Source organism: Caballeronia sp. BR00000012568055, assembly GCF_029439455.1.
In the GTDB taxonomy this organism is placed as follows: domain Bacteria; phylum Pseudomonadota; class Gammaproteobacteria; order Burkholderiales; family Burkholderiaceae; genus Caballeronia.
Genome location: NZ_JAQFVG010000358.1, coordinates 1 through 23,971, shown reverse-complemented (window position 1 = coordinate 23,971; position 23,971 = coordinate 1). Strand labels below are relative to the sequence as shown.

General features: G+C 61.8%; 20 protein-coding genes and 1 pseudogene. 11 read left to right on the top strand and 10 right to left on the bottom strand.

Features of this window, described 5'->3' with window-relative positions; genetic code table 11:
- Positions 1–3 precede the first annotated feature (3 nt).
- The 3 genes from P7F28_RS31900 (at position 4) to P7F28_RS31890 (ending at position 1,529) form a co-directional block, all read left to right on the top strand.
- Positions 4–915, top strand: a complete 912-nt coding sequence (locus tag P7F28_RS31900; RefSeq protein WP_277189277.1) for a carbohydrate kinase — start codon at positions 4–6, stop codon at positions 913–915.
- Positions 916–1,036: 121 nt separating this feature from the next.
- Positions 1,037–1,258, top strand: a complete 222-nt coding sequence (locus tag P7F28_RS31895) for a hypothetical protein (protein WP_277189276.1) — start codon at positions 1,037–1,039, stop codon at positions 1,256–1,258.
- A gap of 25 nt (positions 1,259–1,283) precedes the next feature.
- Positions 1,284–1,529 (top strand): hypothetical protein, encoded by a 246-nt coding sequence (locus P7F28_RS31890; RefSeq protein WP_277189275.1) that lies wholly within the window; start codon positions 1,284–1,286, stop codon positions 1,527–1,529.
- A gap of 1 nt (position 1,530) precedes the next feature.
- Here the strand turns inward: P7F28_RS31890 and P7F28_RS31885 are convergent, their stop codons facing one another.
- Positions 1,531–2,172: a glutathione S-transferase family protein gene (locus tag P7F28_RS31885; protein WP_277189274.1), complete on the bottom strand. Its 642-nt coding sequence runs from the start codon at positions 2,170–2,172 to the stop codon at positions 1,531–1,533.
- Between the two features lie 231 nt (positions 2,173–2,403).
- Here P7F28_RS31885 and P7F28_RS31880 point away from each other — a divergent pair, with 231 nt between their 5' ends.
- Complete coding sequence (locus tag P7F28_RS31880; RefSeq protein WP_277189273.1) at positions 2,404–5,961, top strand: indolepyruvate ferredoxin oxidoreductase family protein; 3,558 nt, start codon at positions 2,404–2,406, stop codon at positions 5,959–5,961.
- A gap of 10 nt (positions 5,962–5,971) precedes the next feature.
- Here the strand turns inward: P7F28_RS31880 and P7F28_RS31875 are convergent, their stop codons facing one another.
- Positions 5,972–7,291 carry an EAL domain-containing protein gene (locus tag P7F28_RS31875; protein WP_277189272.1) on the bottom strand — a complete coding sequence of 440 codons (1,320 nt, stop codon included), beginning with the start codon at positions 7,289–7,291 and terminating at the stop codon, positions 5,972–5,974.
- 367 nt (positions 7,292–7,658) lie between these two features.
- Between P7F28_RS31875 and P7F28_RS31870 the strand changes: the two genes are divergently transcribed.
- Complete coding sequence (locus P7F28_RS31870) at positions 7,659–9,329, top strand: Na+/H+ antiporter (protein WP_277189271.1); 1,671 nt, start codon at positions 7,659–7,661, stop codon at positions 9,327–9,329.
- On the opposite strand, the gene P7F28_RS31865 is transcribed toward P7F28_RS31870, so the two are convergent.
- From P7F28_RS31865 to P7F28_RS31840, 6 genes and pseudogenes are all read right to left on the bottom strand, one after another.
- Entirely contained in the window at positions 9,322–11,028 is a 1,707-nt protein-coding gene (locus P7F28_RS31865) for a YadA-like family protein (protein ID WP_277189270.1), read from the bottom strand. The genes P7F28_RS31870 and P7F28_RS31865 overlap by 8 nt on opposite strands.
- Before the next feature lie 348 nt (positions 11,029–11,376).
- A pseudogene (locus tag P7F28_RS31860) lies at positions 11,377–12,630 on the bottom strand (solute carrier family 23 protein); the annotation flags it as partial.
- Positions 12,631–12,747: 117 nt separating this feature from the next.
- Positions 12,748–14,307, bottom strand: a complete 1,560-nt coding sequence (locus P7F28_RS31855) for a methyl-accepting chemotaxis protein (protein WP_277189269.1) — start codon at positions 14,305–14,307, stop codon at positions 12,748–12,750.
- A 393-nt stretch (positions 14,308–14,700) separates the two neighbouring features.
- Positions 14,701–15,243, bottom strand: a complete 543-nt coding sequence (locus tag P7F28_RS31850) for a response regulator transcription factor (protein ID WP_277189268.1) — start codon at positions 15,241–15,243, stop codon at positions 14,701–14,703.
- A 32-nt stretch (positions 15,244–15,275) separates the two neighbouring features.
- Positions 15,276–16,571, bottom strand: coding sequence for an ATP-binding protein (locus P7F28_RS31845; protein ID WP_277189267.1), 1,296 nt, complete (start codon positions 16,569–16,571; stop codon positions 15,276–15,278).
- A 99-nt stretch (positions 16,572–16,670) separates the two neighbouring features.
- On the bottom strand, positions 16,671–16,889 hold the full coding sequence (locus P7F28_RS31840; RefSeq protein WP_277189506.1) for a cysteine-rich CWC family protein: 219 nt from the start codon (positions 16,887–16,889) through the stop codon (positions 16,671–16,673).
- A 133-nt stretch (positions 16,890–17,022) separates the two neighbouring features.
- On the opposite strand from P7F28_RS31840, the gene argB reads away from it, so the two are divergent.
- Complete coding sequence (gene argB, locus P7F28_RS31835; protein ID WP_277189266.1) at positions 17,023–17,922, top strand: acetylglutamate kinase; 900 nt, start codon at positions 17,023–17,025, stop codon at positions 17,920–17,922.
- Between the two features lie 54 nt (positions 17,923–17,976).
- Positions 17,977–18,678, top strand: coding sequence for a pyrimidine 5'-nucleotidase (locus P7F28_RS31830; RefSeq protein WP_277189265.1), 702 nt, complete (start codon positions 17,977–17,979; stop codon positions 18,676–18,678).
- A 3-nt stretch (positions 18,679–18,681) separates the two neighbouring features.
- Here the strand turns inward: P7F28_RS31830 and P7F28_RS31825 are convergent, their stop codons facing one another.
- The gene (locus P7F28_RS31825) at positions 18,682–19,002 is read right to left on the bottom strand and encodes a type II toxin-antitoxin system RelE/ParE family toxin (protein WP_277189264.1); all 321 of its coding nucleotides are present in this window, start codon (positions 19,000–19,002) and stop codon (positions 18,682–18,684) included.
- Entirely contained in the window at positions 18,999–19,280 is a 282-nt protein-coding gene (locus P7F28_RS31820) for a type II toxin-antitoxin system Phd/YefM family antitoxin (RefSeq protein WP_277189263.1), read from the bottom strand. Before P7F28_RS31820 ends, P7F28_RS31825 begins: the two co-directional genes overlap by 4 nt.
- A gap of 270 nt (positions 19,281–19,550) precedes the next feature.
- On the opposite strand from P7F28_RS31820, the gene P7F28_RS31815 reads away from it, so the two are divergent.
- From P7F28_RS31815 to P7F28_RS31800, 4 genes are read left to right on the top strand one after another with little or no spacing between them, the layout of a single operon-like run.
- The gene (locus P7F28_RS31815; protein ID WP_277189262.1) at positions 19,551–20,696 is read left to right on the top strand and encodes a homoserine O-acetyltransferase; all 1,146 of its coding nucleotides are present in this window, start codon (positions 19,551–19,553) and stop codon (positions 20,694–20,696) included.
- On the top strand, positions 20,693–21,301 hold the full coding sequence (gene metW, locus P7F28_RS31810; protein ID WP_277189261.1) for a methionine biosynthesis protein MetW: 609 nt from the start codon (positions 20,693–20,695) through the stop codon (positions 21,299–21,301). The genes P7F28_RS31815 and metW overlap by 4 nt, the downstream gene beginning before the upstream one ends.
- 40 nt (positions 21,302–21,341) lie before the next feature.
- The gene (locus P7F28_RS31805) at positions 21,342–22,628 is read left to right on the top strand and encodes an AmpG family muropeptide MFS transporter (RefSeq protein WP_277189260.1); all 1,287 of its coding nucleotides are present in this window, start codon (positions 21,342–21,344) and stop codon (positions 22,626–22,628) included.
- On the top strand, positions 22,625–23,539 hold the full coding sequence (locus tag P7F28_RS31800) for a M48 family metallopeptidase (protein WP_277189259.1): 915 nt from the start codon (positions 22,625–22,627) through the stop codon (positions 23,537–23,539). Before P7F28_RS31805 ends, P7F28_RS31800 begins: the two co-directional genes overlap by 4 nt.
- Positions 23,540–23,971: the final 432 nt, after the last annotated feature.

Here is a 23,971-nt window from a genome sequence, read left to right as displayed (position 1 = left end):
AACATGGCAAGCGAGCAAGCAAACTTTCCGCAATTCGTCTCCGCTGGCGACATTCTCACGGACATGATCCGCACGGACGTATCGAGCTGGCTGTCGCGTCCGGGCGGCGCGGGCTGGAACGTCGCGCGTGCGGTGGCGCGGCTCGGGCTGCCGACGGCATCGGCGGGATCGCTCGGCACCGATAATTTCTCCGATGATCTGTGGGACGCGAGCGTTGCGGCTGGCCTCGACATGCGCTTTATGCAGCGCGTCGAGCGCCCGCCTCTGCTTGCCATCGTCCACAAGACGCAGCCGCCGACGTACTACTTCATGGGCGAAAACGGCGCGGACCTCGCGTTCGATCCGTCGAAGCTGCCGCAAGGCTGGATGGAGCGCGTGAAGTGGGCGCACTTCGGCTGCATCAGTCTCGTGCGTCAGCCGCTTGGGAGCACGCTCGCCAAACTCGCGGCCGAATTGCGCGAACACGGCGTGAAGATCAGTTTCGATCCGAACTATCGCAATTTGATGGAACACGGCTACGAGCCGATTCTGCGCAACATGGCGAGCCTCGCCGACCTTATCAAGGTATCGGACGAAGATTTGCATATGTTGTTCAAAGGCATTCCCGAAACCGACGCGCTCGCCAAAGTTCGCGCGATGAATCCGCAGGCGACCGTGCTCGTCACGCGCGGCTCGGCGGAAGCCACGCTCTATGTCGGCGATGAAACCTTCAAGGCGCGGCCACCGAGCGTGGAAGTGGCGGACACGGTCGGCGCAGGCGATGCGTCCATCGGCGGATTGCTCTATAGCCTGATGGCGCGTCACGGCAACTGGGGCGATCACCTGAAGTTCGCGCTGGCATCGGGCGCGGCGGCGTGCCGTCATTCGGGCGCGCATTCGCCTTCGCTGGACGAGGTCGAAGAATTGCTGAAATAAGCGTCACAGGTCGGAAGAAATAGCCGTCGTACGCGCGAAATATCTGCGTGCTAGCATGGATTTCACCCTCAGCGTCTCTTGCTGTTCTTCGCTGGCTTCGGCCGAGAAAGGTGCATCCATCATGGAAGACACGACCTACACGAAGGGCATTTACACCGCGACGATCGGCGTGCGCGCCATCGACTCGGGACAGTATCAAGGGCTCGTTTCGCTGCTGCGCGACGACGGCGAAGGCAACGACGCAACGGTCTACGAAGTGCATGCCTCATCGGAAAACGAAACCGAGGCGCTGGCGGAAGCTCGCGCGCTCGCGCATCGGATTCTCGGGGAAATCGAGCTTTAAGCTCGGCCATACTGCGGAGGGCATCATGCCGGAGCAGATCTTTCTATACGGCGTCTATTCGATCCACGTCCGGCCCGTCGAGCTGCAAGGCGCGCGCTGGGACGCGGAGTACGAAATCCGCCATAACGATAAAGCCGTGCAGGAGTGGGCTACGGTCGGTGGCGACGACGGCCTGGCCGATAAAGCGCAAGCCGTCGATCTGGCGCATCAGCGCGCGGTGGCGGATATCGAAGCGGGCGCGGGCATTCCGAAGCCGCGCGCGTTTCCTTAAATCAAGATGTTTTGATTGCGCCGACATGAGGCCGCAGCGCCAGCCGCTCGGCTTCACGATGATCGATCGCTGCCGCGCGTTCGTATCCTTCGCGTGCCACCGCGCGTTCGACGTAATCGAACAGCACGCCTTCCGGTTCGATCAGCTTCGCCATAAAGGCGATTTGCAGCGTGCTTGCCGTGAGGATATCGGCGGCGCTGAACTGATCGCCCAGCAGCCACGGCCCCTCTTCCAATGCCGATTCGATCGCGTGCTCCACACGTGCGAGATCGCCCCAGCCGAAACTCACCGTATTGCTCTGCGCGCCGGTCATGCGCTCGGCCATCGCCGGTTCCAGGCATGAGCCGGTGAAGAACATCCATTGCAGGAAGCGGCCGCGCGCGGGGTCATCGAATGGAACGCCTAAGCCCGTTTGCGGATAACGGTCCGCGAGATACAACAGCACCGCGCCCGACTCCGCCACGCACACGCCGTTGTCCTCCAGCGCAGGCAATTTCGACATCGGATTAACGCGGCAAAACGCGGCGTCGTTCTGCGCGCCCGCGCGGATATTCACGAACTCGAAGTCGTACGGCACGCGCATTTCTTCGAGCATCCACAGCGCGCGGAAGGCGCGTGTCTTCGGCCAGTAATAGAGCTTCATCGGCGTCGTTTTCCTCGTTTGTGCAGACATTCAGGTTAGTCGCAATGCACGCGTGCGCCCGATCCGGGTATACGCGCAGACATTCAGTATCGAGAAGATTTTCCTCGCGTTTGCTGAAAATCAACGCATCGCTTTGCGATCAAGGAGCAATCGGAGCGAGTCAGCAAAAACATTCTGCAATTGTCGGCAAAGAATGGCGTATCGCCTCACATAAAACAAAACGGAGATTTCATGAACGCGCGCGTCCCCGCCGATGCCTTTATTCCCACCGCCCTGTCCGACTATCAACTGAGCGACAACCTCAGCGCCACCAAGGGCCGCATCTTTCTCACCGGAACGCAGGCGCTCGTGCGCCTTCTGCTGATGCAACACGATATCGACCGCGCCGCCGGAGCGAATACCGCCGGTTTCGTCAGCGGCTATCGCGGTTCGCCGCTCGGCATGGTCGATCAGCAATTGTGGAAGGCAAAGAAACTGCTCGCATCGCACGATGTGCGGTTCTTGCCCGCGATCAACGAAGAACTCGGCGGCACCGCCGTGCTCGGCACGCAGCGGGTGGAATCGGATACGGAACGCACCGTCGATGGCGTGTTCGCGATGTGGTACGGCAAAGGGCCGGGCGTCGATCGCGCCGGCGATGCGCTCAAGCACGGCAACGCCTACGGCTCGTCGCCGCACGGCGGCGTGCTCGTGGTCGCGGGCGACGATCACGGCTGCGTCTCGTCATCGATGCCGCATCAGAGCGACCAGACGATGATCTCGTGGCACATGCCGGTGATCAATCCATCGAACGTGGCGGATATGCTGGAGTTCGGCATCTACGGCTGGGCGCTGTCGCGATTCTCGGGCGCGTGGGTCGGCTACAAGGCGATATCGGAGACGGTGGAGTCCGGTTCGACAGTCGATCTGGATGCGCTGAAACTCGACTGGCACATGCCCGAGGGTTTCACCGCGCCGCCAGGCGGTTTGCATAATCGCTGGCCCGATCTGCCGAGCCTGACCATCGAAGCGCGCCTGCACGCCAAGATCGATGCAGTGCGGCACTTCGCGCGGACGAACAGCATCGACAAATGGATTGCGCCGAGTGCGCGCGCGAACGTGGGCATCGTAACGTGCGGGAAGGCGCATCTGGATTTGATGGAAGCGCTGCGCCGCCTCGATCTCACCACCGACGATCTCGATGCGGCAGGCGTGCGCATCTACAAAGTCGGTTTGTCGTATCCGCTCGAAACCACGCGGCTCGATACCTTCGTCGATGGTCTGTCCGAAGTGCTGGTGATCGAAGAGAAAGGGCCGGTGATCGAGCAGCAAATCAAGGAGCACCTCTACAACCGCGCGCACGGTGCGCGGCCGGTTGTGGTTGGCAAGAACGCGCCCGATGGCACGCCGTTGTTGAGCGCGCTCGGCGAACTACGGCCTTCGCGTGTGCTGCCGGTGTTTGCTCAATGGCTCGCGCATCACAAACCCGCGCTCGATCGATGCGACCGCGTGGTCGATCTCGTCGCGCCGGAAATCCTGTCGAATATCGCTGATAACGTGAAGCGCACGCCCTACTTCTGCTCGGGTTGTCCGCACAATACATCGACGAAAGTGCCGGAGGGATCGGTGGCGCAGGCGGGAATCGGCTGTCACTTCATGGCCTCGTGGATGGAGCGCGACACGACCGGTTTGATTCAGATGGGCGGCGAAGGCGTGGATTGGGCATCGCATTCCATGTTCACGAAAACGCCGCACGTGTTCCAGAATCTCGGCGATGGCACCTACTTCCATTCCGGCATTCTCGCGATCCGTCAGGCCGTCGCGGCGCGCGCGAACATCACGTACAAGATTCTTTATAACGATGCCGTCGCCATGACCGGCGGTCAGCCTGTCGATGGCAGCATTTCCGTGCCGCAGATTGCGCGTCAGGTTGAAGCGGAAGGCATCGCGCTGTTGATCGTGGTCAGCGACGAACCGGACAAGTATCAGGAAGATCAGTTTCCACGCGGCACCACGTTTCATCATCGCGATGAACTCGATGCCGTGCAGCGCCGTCTGCGCGATACGCCCGGCGTGACCGTGCTGATCTACGACCAGACGTGCGCTGCGGAAAAGCGTCGGCGTCGGAAGAAGAAGGAGTATCCCGATCCGGATAAGCGTCTGTTCATCAACGAAGCCGTGTGCGAAGGCTGCGGCGATTGCGGCGTGCAATCGAATTGCCTGTCTGTCGAGCCGATCGAAACAGAGCTCGGGCGCAAGCGCCGTATCGATCAATCGTCGTGCAACAAGGATTACTCGTGCGTGAAGGGCTTTTGCCCGAGCTTCGTCACGCTCGAAGGCGCGAAGCTGAAGAAGGCCGAAGGTCACGCGTTCGATCCCGCCGAACTCGCGCGCCGCGTCGATGCGCTTGCCATGCCGCACACGCATTTGGACAACGCGCCGTACGACATTCTCGTGACCGGCGTCGGTGGCACGGGGGTGGTGACGGTCGGCGCGTTGATCAGCATGGCGGCGCATCTGGAGGGCAAGAGCGCATCGGTGCTGGATTTCATGGGCTTTGCGCAGAAAGGCGGCTCGGTGCTGTCGTTCGTGCGCTTCGCTGCGACAGATGCGTTGCTGAATCAGGTGCGTATCGATACACAGCAAGCCGACTTGCTGCTCGCCTGCGATATGGTCGTCGGCGCGAGTCCGGAAGCGCTGCAAACCGTGCGGCATGATCGGACGAAGATCGTCGTCAATACGCACGCGATTCCGAACGCGAGCTTCGTGCAGAACCCCGAAGCCAATCTTCATGCCGATGCCTTGCTCGACAAGATGCGTCACGCAGCGGGCATCGATGCCGCCAACGCGATGCGTCATTGCGATGCGCAAGCGCTCGCCCAACGCTTTCTCGGCGATACCATCGGCGCGAACATTCTGATGCTCGGTTTCGCGTGGCAGCTCGGGCTGGTGCCGGTTTCGCATGCGGCGCTGATGCGGGCGCTTGAGTTGAATAACGTGGCGGTGGCATCGAATAAATTGGCGTTCGCGATCGGGCGGCTCGCGGCTGAGGATATGAACGCGCTGGAATCGCTGACGGCGCAAGTGGTGGCGAAGCATGTGACGCAAGCGGAGATGTCGCTCGATGAACTGATCCGCGATCGTGAAGCGCGTTTGCTCGCGTATGGCGGTGAGAAATATGTGACGCGATATCGTGCGTTGCTGGCGAAGGCTGCATCGAACGATGACGTGAAGCGCGCCTTGGCGATCACGTTTTATAAGCTGCTTGCCGTGAAGGACGAATACGAAGTCGCGCGCTTGTACACGGATCCGTCGTTCCGCGCCGCGCTTGCCGCGCAATTCGAAGGCGATGACTACACCGTGAAGTTCAACCTCGCGCCGCCCACGCTTTCACGCAACGGCGATGCGCCGAAGAAGAAAACCTTCGGCCAGTGGATGTGGCCCGTGCTCGGCGGACTCGCGAAGTTTCGCGCGCTACGCGGCACGATGATCGATCCGTTCGGGCGCACGCTGGAACGTCGTATGGAGCGGCAACTCGCGGACGACTTCGAAGTGACGATATCGCGTGCGTTGTCTTCGATGAACGTCGATAACGCAGAGCACGTGAAATCGCTCGCTGCGCTGTTCGAACGCGTGCGCGGCTACGGTCACGTCAAGCTCGCGAACGTCGCGATGGTCAAGCGCAGCGAACGCGATATCGCGGCGCGTATCGGCATCGAAGCCGCCACCGGCGATGCAGTCCGCGCGGCCATCGGCACGATGAAAGGCGCGGCGAGTCTGAAGGGGATTCCGGTGGTGGTGGCGAAGTGAGTGAATTGAGTTATGCGATGTCCTCTTCGGGAAACCAATCCACATCGCCACACAGTACACACCGCTTGCCATCCAGCCGTGTCTCCACCGACAAGGTCACGCAAGGCATCGCTTCATTGATCGACAGATAAGGCTTCGTAACATGCACGCGCTCGGGGTCTCCGAGCGCGGCGCGAAAGTAAGGACGACGCAGCCAGTTCGCTCCCTGCGCATCGACCAGCGGCAAAAACCGCGCCTCAGTCGCCGCACGATCCGCACGCAGCACGACATTGCGTCCCGCCTGCTTGCCATTGGCATCGAGCAAAAAGCAGCGGGCGGCGTTATCGAGCGCGAGGAAATTCCAGCACACCTCTTCCAGCGGCTCGCCCGCCGCCAGCCGCTCGGCCGCACGCTCGAACGCGCGAATATAAGGCTGAAGCCGCGTCGCGACACGCCGCTCGCGCGCTTCCGTTTGCAATCGATATCGCTCCGTCAACTCACCGATCACCGTCTGCGCATGCACGCCATCCGCCGGTCCCGGATGCGGCCGCGCGAAGAAAAAGCCCTGCACAAAGTCCGCGCCGCTCGCCAGCGCAAGTTGCGCTTCGTGCTCCGTCTCCACGCCTTCGATCAGCACCAGCTTGCCCGCCTCATGCAGCAACGAGACGATGCCCGACAGCACCGCTTCCATATTCCGCCGCTGCTTGATCGTGCGCGGCGACAGCGGCGCGTGCACGTTCTGCCCCGCGTGCGAAAGCATCACGCGATCGAGCTTGACGATATCCGGATCGAGTTGCCAGATCCGTTCGATATTCGTGTGCCCCGCGCCGAAATCGTCCAGCGCGATCAGAAAGCCGTGTTCGCGGAATTGCTGAACCGCCTGCGCGAGCCGTTCGACATCCTCGGCGCTTTGCTCCATCACTTCGAGCACCACGCGCCGCGGTTCGATATGCAATCGCTTGAGATTCGCCAGCAGCGCCGCCGCGTGATACGGCTCGGTCAGCGCGCCGGGATGCACGTTGAGGAACAGCCATTCATCGCGCGCGCCGAGCATCTTGAAGTTTTCCAGATGCAGCGCCTGCGCCAGCCGGTCGATCACCAGCGCCTCGCCAATGCGCGACGCCTGCCCGAACACATCGAGCGGCGACACCGGCCGGTCGAGCGAATCGTGGGCGCGCAGCAATCCTTCGTAGCCGACCGCGCGCATATGCGACAAGCTGAACACCGGCTGAAACACGCTCGATAACGTGAGGCCGCCATGTTCGACGGAATAGCGGTCGAGACCCGACATCACGCCGAGTTCGAAACTGCGCGTGGTCACCGTCGATTTTTCCGGATTTGCGATCACCATGCCGACGCTCCCGCTCGCCGATGCGCCGACACCTTACGTCCCGTTTCCATAGAACTGCCCTCGTTGGTCTTCCGGGACTCTCTCGCATCCCGGGTACGTCATAAAGCAAGCTCCATGCGCGCATTGCACCCTCGTTTTCCGGCTTTTCGATGTCGCTATGCACCGGCACACGGCGATTTCGCATGACATATGCACCGATTCGGTGCGCTTCCATCGCTTGTAAGGAATCTGCCCGATTTTCATCGACGGGCTAAACTTCGGTTCACTTCGCAAAACAATGCTAGACGCCGGCCGCAGACGACGCCATCGCGCGTCATGCCGGGTCGTGCTTTAGCGCACAAACGCTTCCACGCAAAACAGCGCCCACATGGAAATCGTCTTTACCGTCCTCATTCTGCTGCTGGCGGTCGCGCTGTCGGGACTGGGCCTGAGCCTGCTTCCGGTCAAATTGCCGCTTCCGCTCGTACAAATCGTGATCGGCGCAGTGCTGGCGTGGCCGCGTCTCGGCCTGCACGTCACCTTCGATCCCGAACTGTTCATGCTGCTGTTTATCCCGCCGCTGCTGTTCGCGGATGGCTGGCGCATTCCGAAGCGCGAGTTGTACATGCAGCGCCGCGCCATCCTTATGCTCGCATTGGGGCTGGTGTTCATCACCGTCGGCGTGCTCGGTTACTTCCTGCACGCCATGATTCCGTCGATGCCGCTGCCCGTCGCGTTCGCGCTCGCCGCCGTGCTTTCGCCGACCGATGCCGTGGCGCTCACGGGTATCGCCGGACGCAATCGCATTCCGGCCAACCTGATGCACATTCTCGAAGGCGAAGCGCTGATGAACGACGCCTCGGGTCTGGTGGCGCTCAAGTTCGCCATCGCGGCGGCGCTGACCGGTGTGTTCTCTTTACGCGATGCCACCGTCAGTTTCCTCATCATCGCGGCGGGCGGCCTGGTGATCGGCGCGGCGATCAGTTGGGCCGTCACCGAGATTCCCGCGCGCCTGCTCAAATTCTCCGAAGACGACGATCCCGCCGCGGGCGTCGTGCTGACGATCCTGATTCCGTTCGCCGCGTACGTGGTCGCGGAGCGCGTGGGATGCTCGGGCATTCTGGCGGCGGTATCGGCGGGGATGATGATGAATATTCAGAGTCTGCGCGACAGCATTCCGAGCGCGGTGCGCGTGCGCATGACCAGCACGTGGACGATGATCGAATTCGTCTTCAACGGCATGGTGTTCATTCTGCTCGGGCTGCAGTTTCCGCACATCATCGGGCAGGCGCTGATCGAGGCGCATCACGATGGCAACGCGCAAGTCGGCTTGCTGTTCGGCTATGTCGTGGCGACGGTGCTCGCGCTCTATGCGCTGCGTTTCGTCTGGGTGTATTGCCTGCGATGGGTCGCGAGCCGAGGCGCGGCGAAGCATGGGATCGACAGCGCTGCGCCCGGCATGCGCACGCTCGCGTTGACGACCATCGGTGGCGTGCGCGGCGCGGTGACGCTGGCGGGCGTGTTGTCGCTGCCGGTGACGCTCGAAAACGGCGCGCCGCTCGAAGGACGCGATCTGGCGATTTTCATTGCATCGGCGGTGATTCTGGCTTCGCTGATGATCGCGGTAATCGGCTTGCCCATTTTGATGCGCGGCACCGCGAAGATTCGCAATCCGCACGCCGCCGAAGAACGCATGGCGCGACGCCGCGCCGCGCAGGCCGCGATTCGCGCCATCGACGAGGAACACGACGAATTGATCGAGCAAATGGACGAAGCCGCGTCCGCCCGCTGCGCCGATTCCGCCGCGCGCGTGATGGGCATGTATCGCCAGCGCCTCGAACAACTGGGCGATGACGAAGCGCCTCGCGTGGCGGCGAAGAAAGGCGAAGTGATCGAGACGCGGCTGAAAATGGCTGCGCTGCGCGCCGAACGCGCGGAACTGCTGCGGCTGCGGTCGGCGCAAACCATCAACGATGAAACGCTCAACAAGCTGATGCGCGAGCTGGATCTCTCGGAGACGGCGATTGTGAATCGCAAGCGCGGGATGGCGGCTAGTTGAACGTATGCGATACGCCGACCACCGCGCCCACATCCGGCGATGACAACGTCGGTGTGACCGTGAGGCCGCCGTTGACGCGCCAGCGACCGTCATCCGAAGTACCGCCGACGCCCGCCGCAAGGCCCATCTGGCTGTGGTAGTAGCCCACTGCCGCAGCCGCTGAAACCTTGCCGGGACGATCGTCGTAACGCAATCCGGCAATCGCGATGGCCGCAGCCGTGCCGCCGTACGACTTCTTCAGGTTCGATGAAATCTGATCCTGAAGATTCGCCACGTTCGCGTTCATCTGGTTCTGCAGATTGCCGAGCCCCGTGTTCAACTGATTCACGTTGACGGCGTCCGTGCCGGCCGTGCCCGCGGCGACGTTGGTCACGCGCCGCTCGTTGCCCGCCGACCCGACCGACACCGTATTCGCCTGATCCGCAACGGAATTCGCGCCGAGCGCAACGGAATTGTCGGCGCTTGCGACCGCGCCCGTGCCAATCGCCGTCGATGCCTTGCCCGATGCAACGCTGCTGCTGCCTGCGGCGAGCGCATCGGTTCCGGTGGCGGACGGCGCGGTGACCGTCGCAGGATTGCTCGCGACCCATTGATCACCGGTCGGCCCGATGTTGATGACCGCCGCGTTCACCACTTCGTTGAGTTGCGCGACGTTCACGGCATCGGTGGCGGCGACGCCCGCAGCGACGTTGTGCAGCGCGACCGGCGATGTCGCATCCGGACCGACCAGCGTCACGTCGTTGCTCTGCGGCGCGCCGTTCGGGCCGAGGCCGGTGGTCGGCGCAGCGGCCGTCGAGTACTGCACGGGCGCGCCGCTCTGCAACGCGGCGATCGCGCTGGCGACATCCGCGTTCGCCTGGCCATACACCGTGAAGGCGGGCGCGCCAATCAAACCGGTCGATGGATCGAAGGCCGCGCCGCCGCCGAACGCGTTGGCCACGCTTGAGCCGAGCGCGTTCACCTTCGCGTCCGCGCGCGCCATCGCCTCGTTGAAGGCGTTCAGTTGCGAACCGTTCACGGCGTCCGTGCTGGTTGAATCGATACGACCCGCCGCGACGTTCGTCAGCGTGCGCTCACTGCCCGCGCTGCCGATGCTCACCGTGCTGATCGGCGTCGTTCCGGCGAAGCCGTAAGTCGCGCTATTGATCGTCACCGACGACGTTCCGACTGCCGCCTGCGTGATGCTACCCGCGCCAAGCGCCACGTCGCCGTCGTTACCGGCCTGCGCGCCCTTGCCGAGCGCCAATGCATTCGTCCCCGACGCCAATGCCTGCGCGCCGAAAGCCACCGCGTAATTTCCAGCGGCGACCGCGCCCTTCGACGCGTCGCCGCCGAACGCGAGCGCGCCGGTGCCGCTGGCCACGGACTCCGCGCCCATCGTGATCGCGTAATCGCCGGTCGCGGTGGCGCCGTCGCGATACGTGTGACCGCCGATGGCGATCGAATTCATGCCGGTCGCGGTGGCATGGTCGCCCACGGCGACTTGCGAGCCCGCGCCGCTCGCGTTCGACTTCGAGCCGATCGCAACCGGCGACGAGCCGCCCTTCGACGTCGAATCACCGTTCGCCATAAATCCGATTGCAACGCCCGATCCTGGCTGGCCGCCCACCACGTTATCCGCATGCGAGCCGAAACCGAGCGTCTGAGCGTTCGCTTGCAGACCGCTCGTCATTCCCAGGCAAGCCACAATGCCCGTCATCCATATCTTCAGAGACGCGCGTCTTTTCGATATTTGCCCACCAGCAGCCGATTGCTGCTGCATTCCTGCAACTTCCGTTTTCATCTTGCTTCCTTGCCCACGATCCATAGTTGATATCAGTTGAATTCGAGCTTTAGCTGCCAATGCAAAATTGTTGACTGGCAGCTTTGATTTGCCATCCTAAGCAATTGATTCGAACCAAGGTATGGCACTGCAAGCCCGCGCGCTAAATGTAGCGAGCACGCCATACGCGCGACACACGGAAATTCCTAAAAATGGATCGGGAAATGGGGGGGGGCACGTCAGCGGGAGAACCGCGCGGACCGGAACCGCAGAGAAAAAAGAACGCGCGCCGAACGTAGCGGTTCCGATGCCGCCGAGCGCAAAACCGCCGAGCTTCAGCGTGAAGTCACCGGTGCCAAGCACCAGCGTCACAGCCGCGACAATCAGATTGCGGTTATCCGAGAAGTCCACTTTATTGACGACCCAGATACGCGCGCCCGTCACCGCGATCAACCCGAACACGACGATCGATACACCGCCCAAAACCGGCCCTGGAATGGTCTGGATCAGCGCGCCGAACTTCGGCGAGAAACCGAGCACGATGGCAAACAGCGCGGCGATCACGAACACGAGCGTCGAATAAATCTTGGTGACGGCCATCACGCCGATGTTTTCCGCGTACGTGGTCACGCCCGTGCCGCCCGCAAAGCCCGATACGACGGTGGCGATGCCATCGCCGATAAAGGCGCGGCCGATGTACTTGTCGAGGCTCTTGCCCGTCATTGCGCCGACCGCTTTGATATGGCCGAGGTTTTCCGCGACGAGAATGATCGCGACGGGCGCGAGCAGCGCCATCGCGGGAGCCTGGAAAACCGGCGCGGTGAAATGCGGCATGCCGAACCACGCGGCATTCGCGACGATCGCAAAATCGATCGGCTTGCCCATGCTCATGCCATTGGTCAGCACCGCGTAAATCACGTAGGCGATCGCCAGGCCGATCAGAATCAGCAGCCGCTGCGCCATGCCGCGCGCGAACACCGCCACCGCGCCGACGGAGAGCACCGTGACCAGCGCCATCCACGAATCGAAATTGCTGCCCATCACGCCTTTTACGGCGATAGGCGCAAGATTCAGCCCGATCACGCAGACAATCGCGCCGGTCACGACCGGCGGCATCAGCGTTTCGATCCACTTCGTGCCGGCCGCCGCAACGATCAGCCCGATCAGCAGATACGCCACGCCGCACGCAATGATGCCGCCCAGCGCGACAGGAATGTTCATATTCGGACCGTGTCCGGCGTAACCGGTCACCGCGATCACCAATCCGATAAACGCAAAGCTCGATCCGAGATAACTCGGCACGCGCCCGCCGACCAGCACGAAAAACAGCAACGTGCCGATCCCCGACATAAAGATGCACAGATTGGGATCGAAGCCCATCAGGAGCGGCGCGAGCACGGTGGAGCCGAACATCGCGACGACGTGCTGCACGCCCATCGCGATCATCTGCGGCCACGGCAGGCGCTCGTCAGGCGCGACGACGCGGCCGCCGGAAGCATCCGGCTGGACGGGCCAGCGCGGGAAAAATGAATCGGACATGAGCGCACTCCTCGGCGTGGACGCGCCGCTCATCGAGGTATCGAAAAGCGGCGCGCGTGTTTCTGGAAATTTGCGCGAGTTTACGGAGTGCGATGCGGGGTGGCAAGCGATCAGAAATTACGCCGTCTGCGCCAGTTCGAACACCGCAACGGCGCTTTTCAATTGCTCCGCCTGATCGGCCATCGCGCCGGCCGCCGCTGCCGCCTGCTCGACCAGCGCCGCGTTCTGCTGCGTCACCTGATCCATCTGCGCGACCGCCTGATTTACCTGCTCGATGCCCGTGCTCTGCTCGTGCGATGCCGTCGAAATCTGTCCCATGATGTCCGTGACGCGCTGCACGGCCTGCGTGACTTCGAGCATGGTCGATCCGGCGCGTTCGGCAAGCGCCGCGCCGCTGCCGACGCGCGCCGTAGACGCTTCGATCAGTTCCTTAATCTCTTTCGCCGACGTCGCGCTGCGCTGCGCCAGCGCCCGCACTTCGCCCGCTACGACCGCGAAACCGCGTCCTTCCTCGCCCGCGCGCGCCGCTTCGACCGCCGCGTTGAGCGCGAGAATGTTCGTCTGAAACGCAATTCCTTCGATCACCGCAATGATGTCCGTCATGCGCTTCGAACCCGCCGCCAGCTCGCGCATATTGTCGGCCACTTCGCTCACCAGTTCGCTGCCCCGCGCCGATACATCCGACGCGCCGCGAGCCAGACCGCTGGCTTCATCGGCATGGTGCGCGTTCTGGCGCACCGTTGCCGTCAGTTGCTCCATGCTCGACGCCGTTTCTTCCAGCGACGCCGCCTGCTCCTCCGTGCGCTGCGACAGATCCACGTTGCCCTGCGCGATTTCGCGCGACGCGTTCAGGATCGAATCGCTCGAATGACGGATGCCGCCGACGATATCCGCCAGCTTCGCGCTCATATTGCCGAGGCTCGCGAGCATGCTGGTGTCATCGCCGGGGCGCGTGGCGACGCGCGCCGTCAGATCGCCATGGGCGATGCGGTCGGCAATATGCGCCGCGTACGACGGCTCGCCGCCAAGTTGCGTAGACAAACGTCGGCCGATCAGCCAGGCGAGCAGCGCGCCCGCGACCATCGCGCCGAACACGAGCGAGAGCATGACCACGCGCATCGTCGCGTATTCGGCAGCGGCGTGATTGCGCGCTTCCGTGGCACTCTGACGCGTGAAATTGGCGAACCGTTCGAGCGCAGCGCGCGCGGTTTCGCTCGCGGCAATCGCACGCGAAACCAAACCCATTTGGTCGACGTCGATCGGCATCGGCTTCGTGCCCATCTGCATCTGAACGATATCCTCCCAGCCGCCGACCGCCTTCACCGCGTTGTCGTAGAGCGACTGGCCTTCGGTGGAGATGATCGTCGGACGCAACTGGTCGATCGCCCGGTGCATGCCATCGAGCGACGCGGACATATCGGACAGGAGCTTGGACTTGCCGGCTGCATCGGCGAAAGTCAGATTCGCGGCGGCGAGGTCCGTGTTCAGCTTGTTCTTGTTGACCTCTTCGACCCAGTACACCCCGTCCAGATGGCGATCCCCGATCTCCGCGATCAGCCCGTTCATTTTCGCCAGCGACAGCACACCCATGCCACCCACGCACGCGGTAATCACAATCACGACGGCAAAGGACACCAGCAGCTTGCCGATCACCGGCAGGCGGTCAAACCATTTCATCGATCTCTCCTCACTTGCCCCACGGACGGCGTCCGCGCTCGGCCAGCCGCGAACGCACGTTCACGTACCGTCAGGCTTTACGGCGCTTGGCCGGGCATTCTTGAGCGTAGATATGGGAGATATCGCGCAAGCCATGTCGGATCGCTTATCTCCGACTTACTGACCGTTTTGCTGACAATTAGCAATCAATTAAGAGACTTCCTAATATTAGGAATAGTCGTATATGGGGGTGCGATCAGGCAACGTATGCTGTCCCTGTGCGTATCCCCATGTATATGCACATAGTCGTTGCAACTCTCCGATTACCGCCCTGGTTCCCCGGCTTGGGCGGTTCTTTTTTTGTGCTGGCGCTTTAATGCGTTCTTATTCGAGCCAGCACAATCTTTCCCTGCTTTATTGCCGAACCGGCTTCTTCGCCAGCTTCCGCTGCAACGTCCGCCGGTGCATATTCAGCGCGCGCGCCGTCGCTGAAATATTGCCGTTGTTCTCCGCCAGCGCGCGCTGGATATGCTCCCATTCGAGCCGCGCCACCGACAGCAACGCCGGATTTTCGATCGCCTCTTCCGCCGTCTGTTCGCTTGCCTGCTCGTGCAGCGCGGCGAGAATCGACTCCACGTTCGCCGGTTTCGCCAGATAGTTGTCCGCGCCGTCCTTCACTGCCTGCACCGCCGTGGCGATACTCGCGTAGCCGGTCAGCACCAGCACGCGCGCGTCCGGTTGCAGATCGCGCAGCGGCGCGACCAGACGCAGGCCGGAGTCTTGTCCGAGATGAAGATCGACGGTGATGCAGTCGAATTTGTGCTGATTGGCGAGACGGATGGCCTCGTTTCCGTCATGCGCGACGTGCGGGGTGTAGCCGCGCCGCGTCAGGCCGCGCGCGAGAATGCCCGAAAAGACTTCATCGTCGTCGATGATCAGGAAGTTCATATCGCTCATGCTGCTTTTCTCCGTGTTCCTTGAAAGCGCGCTCACGCGCCGCTTCGTTCAATATTTGCCGGTTGTACCGGCGGTGTGCTTTTCGCGCGATTCGGCAAACGCAGCACGGCACGCGTGCCGCGCGGTTCGCCCGCGACCAGTTCGATCGATCCACCCAGCCGCGCCGCCGATGCAAACGCCAGATAAAGCCCGACGCCGTGGCCGCCCTGCGTGCTGTCCACCGGCGACGCACCCAGCGATGCGCGCAGCGCGGGCGGAATGCCCGCCCCGCGATCGCAGATGTCGAATCGCACGGTGCTGACGCGCTCGAACATTTCCGTCGATACCCGCAGGCTCACCGACTCGCTGCTGGCGCGCGCGGCGTTATCGAGCAAAATGGTCAGAATCTGGCCGACCGCGACCGGATCGTCGATTGCGACGTCGGGCGGCGTGTCCTCGCTCTGCTCGAATTTCACTTGCGGATGCCGCAGCCGCCATTGATCGATAAAACTGGCGAGCCATTCGTCGAGCGCCTGCCGCGTGGACGGGCCGGTCGCGCGGCTGCGCAGACGCGCCAGCGCCGACGTGCACAGCGCCATTTGTTGTTCGAGCAACTCGAAATCCGCCGCGTAGGGCGCGAGGTTGCGGTCGTGCGCGGCGGAATCGCGCAATTCTTCGGACAGCATCGCGATGGTGGACAGCGGCGTGCCCATTTCGTGCGCGACGGTTGCCGCCTGCACGCCGAGCGCGACCGCGCGTTCGTCGCGCAAATGGCGTTGCTGGGCGTCGGCGAGCGCGGCGTCGCGCAGGCGCAGGCCACGCGACATTCGCGCGACGAACCAGCCGATCAGCCCCACGCTGACCATAAAGTTGACCCACAGGCCGGTGCGGAAATAATCGAACAGATTCGCCGGATTTTCGATGTTGAGCGGCACGTAGTTGTAGCTCAGCAGCGCATAGCACGCGACCGCGAAAACCGCGAGGCAGATCATCATCGACCAGGGTAAAACGGCGGCGGCGATGGCAAGCGACGGAATGTAGAGCGTGACGAACGGATTGGTCGCGCCGCCCGACAGAAACAGAAGCGCCGACAGCGCGCCCAGATCGACCCACATCTGGCCGAACAATTCGAGGTTGGTCTCGGGACGGCCGCGCGCCACGCGCAGCCACGTGAGCCCGTTGAACATCATTTCCAGCAAGATCACCAGCAGCATGGCGGGCAGCGGAAGTTTCGCGCCATAAAAAATCTGCACGATCGCAATGGTCGATAACTGACCGATGATCGCGAACGAGCGCAGCCAGAACAAATGGCCGAGGTTGACGCGTGCGGAACTGGTGATGCGGTGCATGGAGTCGAGTGCGTGTCGTGCCGCCCCGTGGGCGTGCCTTGCGACATTATCCCGCTTGCGCGAACGGCGCAGATGCGGGTGGCGCGATATGTCGCACCTTCAGGCTTGTTTCGCCGTTTCGTCGCGCAGACACGCCGGACAGAGGCAGCGCGCGTCCGGTTTTAATCGTTCGATACATTCGATACCCAACGCCGGCAGCGACGCGCACCAGCAAGTCGCATCGCCAGCGATGGCGCCGCAATGAAAAGCCGCGCCGCATCGTTCGCAGTGTTGCATCGATTCAGCCGCCGATGCGCCGGGTTCGGGCTGCACGTTCATCATCCTGTCATGATTGCGCGCATCATCATCGCATGCAGGGAACCTTCGCGCTGACGCGCGTCAAAACGACCTGTTGCGCCGCGTCAGTTGTGTACAATTCGGCGTGTTTAAACGCTCTTGCCTCGATGCCGCCATGTCCGAGCTACCTGACCTCACACAGATTGCGCCTACGCTGAAAGCTGAAATTCTGGCCGAGGCGCTGCCTTATATTCGTCAGTATCACGGCAAGACGGTCGTGATCAAATACGGCGGCAACGCCATGACCGAAGAGCGTCTGAAGCAGGGCTTCGCGCGCGACGTCATTCTGCTCAAGCTGGTCGGTATCAATCCGGTAGTCGTCCACGGCGGCGGTCCGCAGATCGATCAGGCGCTGAAGAAGATCGGCAAGCAAGGCACCTTTATTCAAGGCATGCGCGTCACCGACGAAGAGACCATGGAAGTGGTCGAGTGGGTGCTCGGCGGCGAAGTGCAGCAGGACATCGTCACGCTGATCAATCACTTCGGCGGCCACGCGGTCGGTCTCACCGGCAAGGACGGCGGTCTGATCCACGCCCGCAAGCTGATGATGCCGGATCGCGACAATCCCGGTCAGTTCATCGATATCGGCCAGGTGGGCGAAGTCGAAGCCATCAATCCGGCGGTCGTGAAGGCGCTCCAGGACGACGCGTTCATTCCGGTCATTTCGCCGATCGGCTTCGGTGAAGACGGTCTGTCGTACAACATCAACGCGGATCTGGTCGCGGGCAAACTGGCGGTGGTGCTGAACGCCGAAAAGCTCGTGATGATGACTAATATTCCCGGCGTGATGGACAAGGAAGGCAATCTGCTCACGGATTTGTCCGCGCGCGAAATCGATGCCTTCTTCGAAGACGGCACCATTTCCGGCGGCATGCTGCCGAAGATTTCCTCCGCGCTGGATGCCGCGAAGAGCGGCGTGCGCTCGGTGCACATCATCGACGGGCGGATCGAGCATTCGGTATTGCTCGAAATTCTGACCGAGCAGCCGTTCGGCACGATGATCCGCTCGCATTAAGCCTTCACCTTCGATTCAAACGCCCGCCCCGCGCGGGCGTTTTCACATCCGCCAATGACTCTTTCCCGCCGTCGCCCAGTAAAGACTCCCGGTCCCGTCTGGCTATTCGATCTCGACAACACGCTGCATCACGCGTCGTATCGCATTTTCCCGGCGATCAATCACGGCATGACGCAGTACATCATGTCGCGGCTGAACGTGGATATCGACGAGGCGAATCGGCTGCGCACGGGTTATACGCAGCGTTACGGCGCGGCGCTGGTGGGCCTGATGAAGCATCATCAGATCGATGGCGATGACTTCCTGCGCGTGGTCCACACCTTCGCCGATCTGCCGTCGATGGTGCGCGCCGAACGCGGCCTCAAACGCATGTTGCACGCGCTGCCGGGACGCAAGATCGTGATTACGAACGGGCCGTCGATCTACGCGCGCGAGGTAATGGCGGAGTTGGGTATCGAGCGGATGTTCGAGCGGGTGATCGCCATCGAAGATATGCGTCAGGGCAAGCGCTGGCGCTCCAAACCCGATCCGGCGATGCTGCGCCGCGCGATGCGTCAGGCGCACGTCCGCCTGCGCGACGCGATCCTCGTCGAGGATACGCGCGGGCATTTGAAGAGTTATCGGCGGCTGGGGATTCGGACCGTGTGGATCGTCGGGCACTTGCCGGTAATGCGCACCGGGCGGCCGCATTATGTGGATCGCACGGTGCAGTCGTTGCGTGCGCTGACGCTCGGGCTGCGCGGACGCGCGCTCTGAGCGTCACATCCGAAACAAGCGCCGCGCCAGAATATCCTGCAAGTCCGAGCGCAGATCGACGACGAGATGCACGTAGATGGTTTCATCGTCCACTTTGTAGATGATGCGGTTGGTGCCGCTCACCACTTCGTAATAACCCGTCATGCGGAAATCGACCAGCTCGGGCGGCGTCGCGCCGCGCCGCGGATGCGTTTCGATTTCCGCGATGGCGTCCGCGATCTTGTCGCGCGTCGCGGCCCACGCCGCGCCGCCAAAATGGTTGATGACATAGCGGCGAAAGTCCTGCAAATCCTGCCGCACAGGTTCGAGAAACACGGTTTTCACCTGACGCCTTCTTCGCGGTCGAGTTGCTGGATTTCGGTGAATACCTCGTCGGCGCTGACGCAATCGCCGGCTTCGATATTGCGCTGTCCCATCGCCAGAATCTTCAGCAATGCGAGCGTCTGTTGCAGATCTTCGTACGACTGCACATCCTGCACGACGACTTTCGCCTCGCCGTTCTGCGTTATCAGCATCGGCTCGCGGCTTTCGACGATATTGCGGATCATCTCGGCCGCGCGGCTTTTCAGATGGCTCAGCGGTCTGACACGGCTCGGCTTCATATACGTTTTGTCGTAAGACGAGTCTCATCAATATAGACAGGAAACCGCATCGCATCCAAGGTGTCGATTGCAGGCGTTATTACGATTTCCGCTATACTTCGAAGTCACATGTTTCAACACGCGCCGATTTGCTGACTCGATTGCGGGCGCGCGAACTTCAGAGCACACATGCCGAAGTTCACTACAAATGCGGCTAAAGAGGTCGTCAGCCGCGCACGTTTTTCCTCGCGCCCGCCGACACCGTTTAGCCGCTTATACAAGGCGGAATGAATGGAATCGATCGGCATCGTCACTCCCCAGATTTTGCGCTTTACCGAACCGCTCGCCATGCAGAACGGTTCGATGCTCGGCGACTACGAACTCGTCGTGGAAACGTACGGCGAACTGAACGCCGCGCGCTCGAACGCCGTGCTCGTCTGCCATGCGCTGAACGCGTCGCATCACGTCGCGGGCGTGCATGCGGACGATCCGAAGAACGTCGGCTGGTGGGACAACATGGTCGGACCGGGCAAGCCGCTCGACACCAATCGCTTCTTCGTGATCGGCGTGAACAATCTCGGCTCGTGCTTCGGTTCGACCGGACCGATGAGTATCGATCAAACCTCCGGCAAGCCTTACGGCGCGCGTTTTCCCGTGGTGACGGTGGAAGACTGGGTGCATGCGCAGGCGCGCGTGGCGGACCGCTTCGGTATCGAACGATTCGCGGCGGTGATGGGCGGCTCGCTCGGCGGCATGCAGGCGCTGGCGTGGAGCATGATGTATCCGGAGCGGCTGGGGCATTGCATCGTGGTGGCATCGACACCGAAGCTCTCGGCGCAGAATATTGCGTTCAACGAAACGGCGCGCTCCGCCATCCTTTCCGATCCCGACTTTCACGGCGGCGATTACTACGCGCACGGCGTGAAGCCGCGTCGCGGATTGCGCGTGGCGCGCATGATCGGCCACATCACCTATCTGTCCGATGACGACATGGCCGTGAAGTTCGGCCGCGCGCTGCGTCGTGCCGAAGGCGCGCTCGACGCGTACAACTTCAATTTCGATGTCGAATTCGAAGTGGAGTCGTATCTGCGCTATCAGGCCGACAAGTTCGCCGAATACTTCGATGCAAACACGTACTTGCTCATCACGCGCGCGCTCGATTACTTCGATCCCGCCAAAGCCTTCGACGGCGACCTGACACGCGCGCTCGCCAACACCACCGCGAAATATCTGATCGCGAGCTTCTCGACCGACTGGCGATTCGCGCCCGCGCGCTCGCGTGAAATCGTCAAGGCGCTGCTCGACAACAAGCGCACCGTGAGCTACGCCGAAATCGATGCGCCACACGGCCACGACGCCTTCCTGCTCGACGACGCGCGTTATCACAACCTGATGCGCGCTTACTACGAACGCATTGCCACGGAGATCGGCGCATGAACCAGCTCACACTCGATTCGCTCGCGCTGCGCTCGGACTTTCGCGCGATTGCGCGCTGGGTGGAACCGCGCTCATCCGTGCTCGATCTCGGCTGCGGCGATGGCTCGCTGTTGTCGCTGCTTGGCGAAGAACTGGAAGTGAACGGCTACGGCATCGAAATCAACGATGCGGGCGTGCTCGCGTGCGCGCAGAAGGGCGTCAACGTGATCCAGCAAAATCTCGAAGACGGCTTGCGTCTGTTCGAAGACGACAGCTTCGATCTCGCGATTCTCTCGCAGACCTTGCAGACCATTCATCAGACCGCCGCGATTCTGCGCGAGACGGTGCGCGTGGGGCGCGAGTGCATCGTGTCGTTTCCGAACTTCGGGTATTGGCGGCATCGGCTGTCGGTGCTCAACGGGCATATGCCGGTGTCGAAGTCGCTGCCTTATCAATGGCACAACACGCCGAACGTGCGCGTGCTGACTATCAAGGATTTCGAAGCACTTGCGCCGGAAGTGGGCATCGAAATTCTGGATCGCGCGGTGCTGCATGAAGGGCAGACCATCCGTTGGGGCGAGAACTGGCGTGGTAGTCTTGCGGTCTATCGCGTGAAGCGCCGGTAAAATCGCCGGCTTTCCGCATCGACTATTCCCGCTACACGTTATGCCCGATACGCCACACGAGGCGCCCGCTTTATCCGCACACGAAGAGCATCCCGGCTGGCGCGCGTTTCTCAACGCGCGCATCCTCATTTGCGTCTTTCTCGGCTTCACGTCCGGCTTGCCGCTCTTCACGCTCTACAGCCTGTTGCAGGCATGGCTGACGACCGCGCACGTCAATGTGCGTGAGATCGGCCTGTTCGCGCTGATCGGCATTCCCTATACGTGGAAATTTGTGTGGTCGCCGCTGATGGATCGATACATCCCGCGCTTTCCCGGCTGGCGTCCGGGACGGCGTCGCGGATGGATGTTCGTCACGCAGATTCTCGTCGCGGTGGCGATCGGCTCGTTCGGGTTCTTCTCACCTGCGGAGAATCTGTGGGCCGTGGCCGCGATTGCCGCGCTCGTCGCGTTCTTCAGCGCGAGCCAGGATATCGTCATCGACGCGTATCGGCGTGAGTTGCTGGCGGATACCGAGCAAGGTCTCGGCAATGCGGTGCACGTCAACGCGTACAAAGTCGCGGGTCTCGTGCCCGGATCGCTTTCGCTGATTCTTGCTACGTTTCTGCCGTGGAAGACGGTGTTTCTGATTACCGCCGCGTTCATGCTGCCGGGCATCGTCATGACGCTGGTGGTGAAAGAGCCGGAGATTCACGGCAAGCCGCCGAAGAATCTGCGTGAAGCGATCATCGAGCCGTTTCACGAGTTCATCACGCGTGATGGATGGCGCGCGGCGCTGTTCATTCTCGGCTTCATCTTCCTCTACAAACTCGGCGATACGATGGCGACCGCGCTCGCCACCAAGTTCTTTCTCGACCTCGGCTTCACGACGCTGCAAATCGGCGTGATCGCGAAGACGGTCGCGTTCTGGACGAGCATCGCGGGCGGGATTATCGGCGGGATTTTTCTGGTGAAGATCGGCATTGCGCGCGGGCTGTGGATTTTCGGCGCGCTTCAGATCATTGCGACGATCGGCTTTGCGTGGCTTGCGAAGATCGGGTCGTCGCCGGTGGCGCTCGGCGTGCTCTATGGCTTCGAAACCTTCGCGACCGGACTCACGCTTGCGACCTTCACCGCGTATATCGCCAGCACCACCGACCCGCGCTACACCGCGACGCAGTTCGCGCTGTTCACGAGCCTTGCGGCCGTGCCGCGCACGTTCGCGGCGGCGTCGAGCGGGTTTATCGTCGCGCAGACGGGCTGGTTCGAGTACTTCCTCGTGTGCGTCGCGTTGTCGATTCCCGGCATGTTACTGTTGCCGAAGATCGCTCCCTGGAGAACCCGACGATGACGGTAACCGGCCTGTTCCGCGCCTTGATATGCGCAATGGCATCGGCGTCGCTCGCGCCTGTGTCCGCGTATGCTCAGGACGAACAGAAGGTGCCGCCACCGTACACCGCGCCGAACAATCAGGTGCGTTTCGGCAATACCGCGCTGTTCCGCAATCTGATTCCGCCCGCCACGTTGGAAGCGCAGTCCGCAGAGGAATATGCGCAGATCATTCACGACGCCGAACGCAAGAAAACCCTGCTTCCCGATGACAACGCGCTCGTCAAACGCGTCCGCGATATCGTCAATCACGAGATTCCGTTCGCGCTCAAGTGGAACGATCGCGCGAAGAACTGGAAGTGGGGAATCAATGTCATCAAGTCGCCGGAAGTGCGGATGTATTGTCTGCCGGGCGGCAAGATCGTCGTGTACAGCGGGCTGATCGACAAGCTGCATCTGAACGATAACGAAATCGGCATGATGATCGGCCATGGGATCGCGCACGCGCTGCGCGAACATGCGCGCGAACGATTGGGCAGGCAGCAGGCGGAGCAGTTGACGGGCGGAACGATGCCGCAATTGTTCGGCTTCGCGAACCTGCAATCGGAGCCGCTTGGGATCGGCGATCAGCTGATGGCGATGAAATACGCTCCCGCCGATGAAACTGAAGCCGATGTGATCGGCAGCGAAATCGCGTCACGCGCGGGCTACGATCCGCGCGCGGCGGTGACCTTGTGGAACAAGATCGATACCGCCACGCGCCGCGCGGATAACGGCTTTATCTGGATGCATCCGTATGGGCCTGAGCGTCGGCAGGATTTGCTCAAGCGCATGCCGGATATGATGCCGCTTTATGCGAAAGCGGTTGGGAAGACGATCGATCAGTTGCCGAATTATGGTGGGTTGGGGCGGTTTAAAAAGAGTGGGCGGTGACCTCGCCCGCTTCTCTTCTTGCGCCATTCAACCGCTATAGGTACGGCGGAATTTTCGACTTGCAGTCCTCGAGCGCCAGATCGCTGTCGGCATCCAATCCAAACCGATATTTGCAGTAAGCCGCAAACTCTGCGCGGTCGGATGTTGACATTTGACTCATTGGTACATCATCTCCCTCGTTTGCGAATGGATCAAAAAACTCCATCTGAAACGTTGGAAATCGCTTAATGAAAAACGTTGTCTGCACCTCGTGGTCCAGGTAAGACTTCACGAATCCTGTGTAGAGCACAGCGACAGTCATGATGCATGTTGTGCCGAAAAGCACCCAAAGCGTCTGCCTCGCATTCATGGCGCTTTCATCCCTGTCGATCTCCGCAAGTCCCTCACGAGTTCCAAACCAACGTTACCTGGACAGATTTTCCCTTCGTTGAG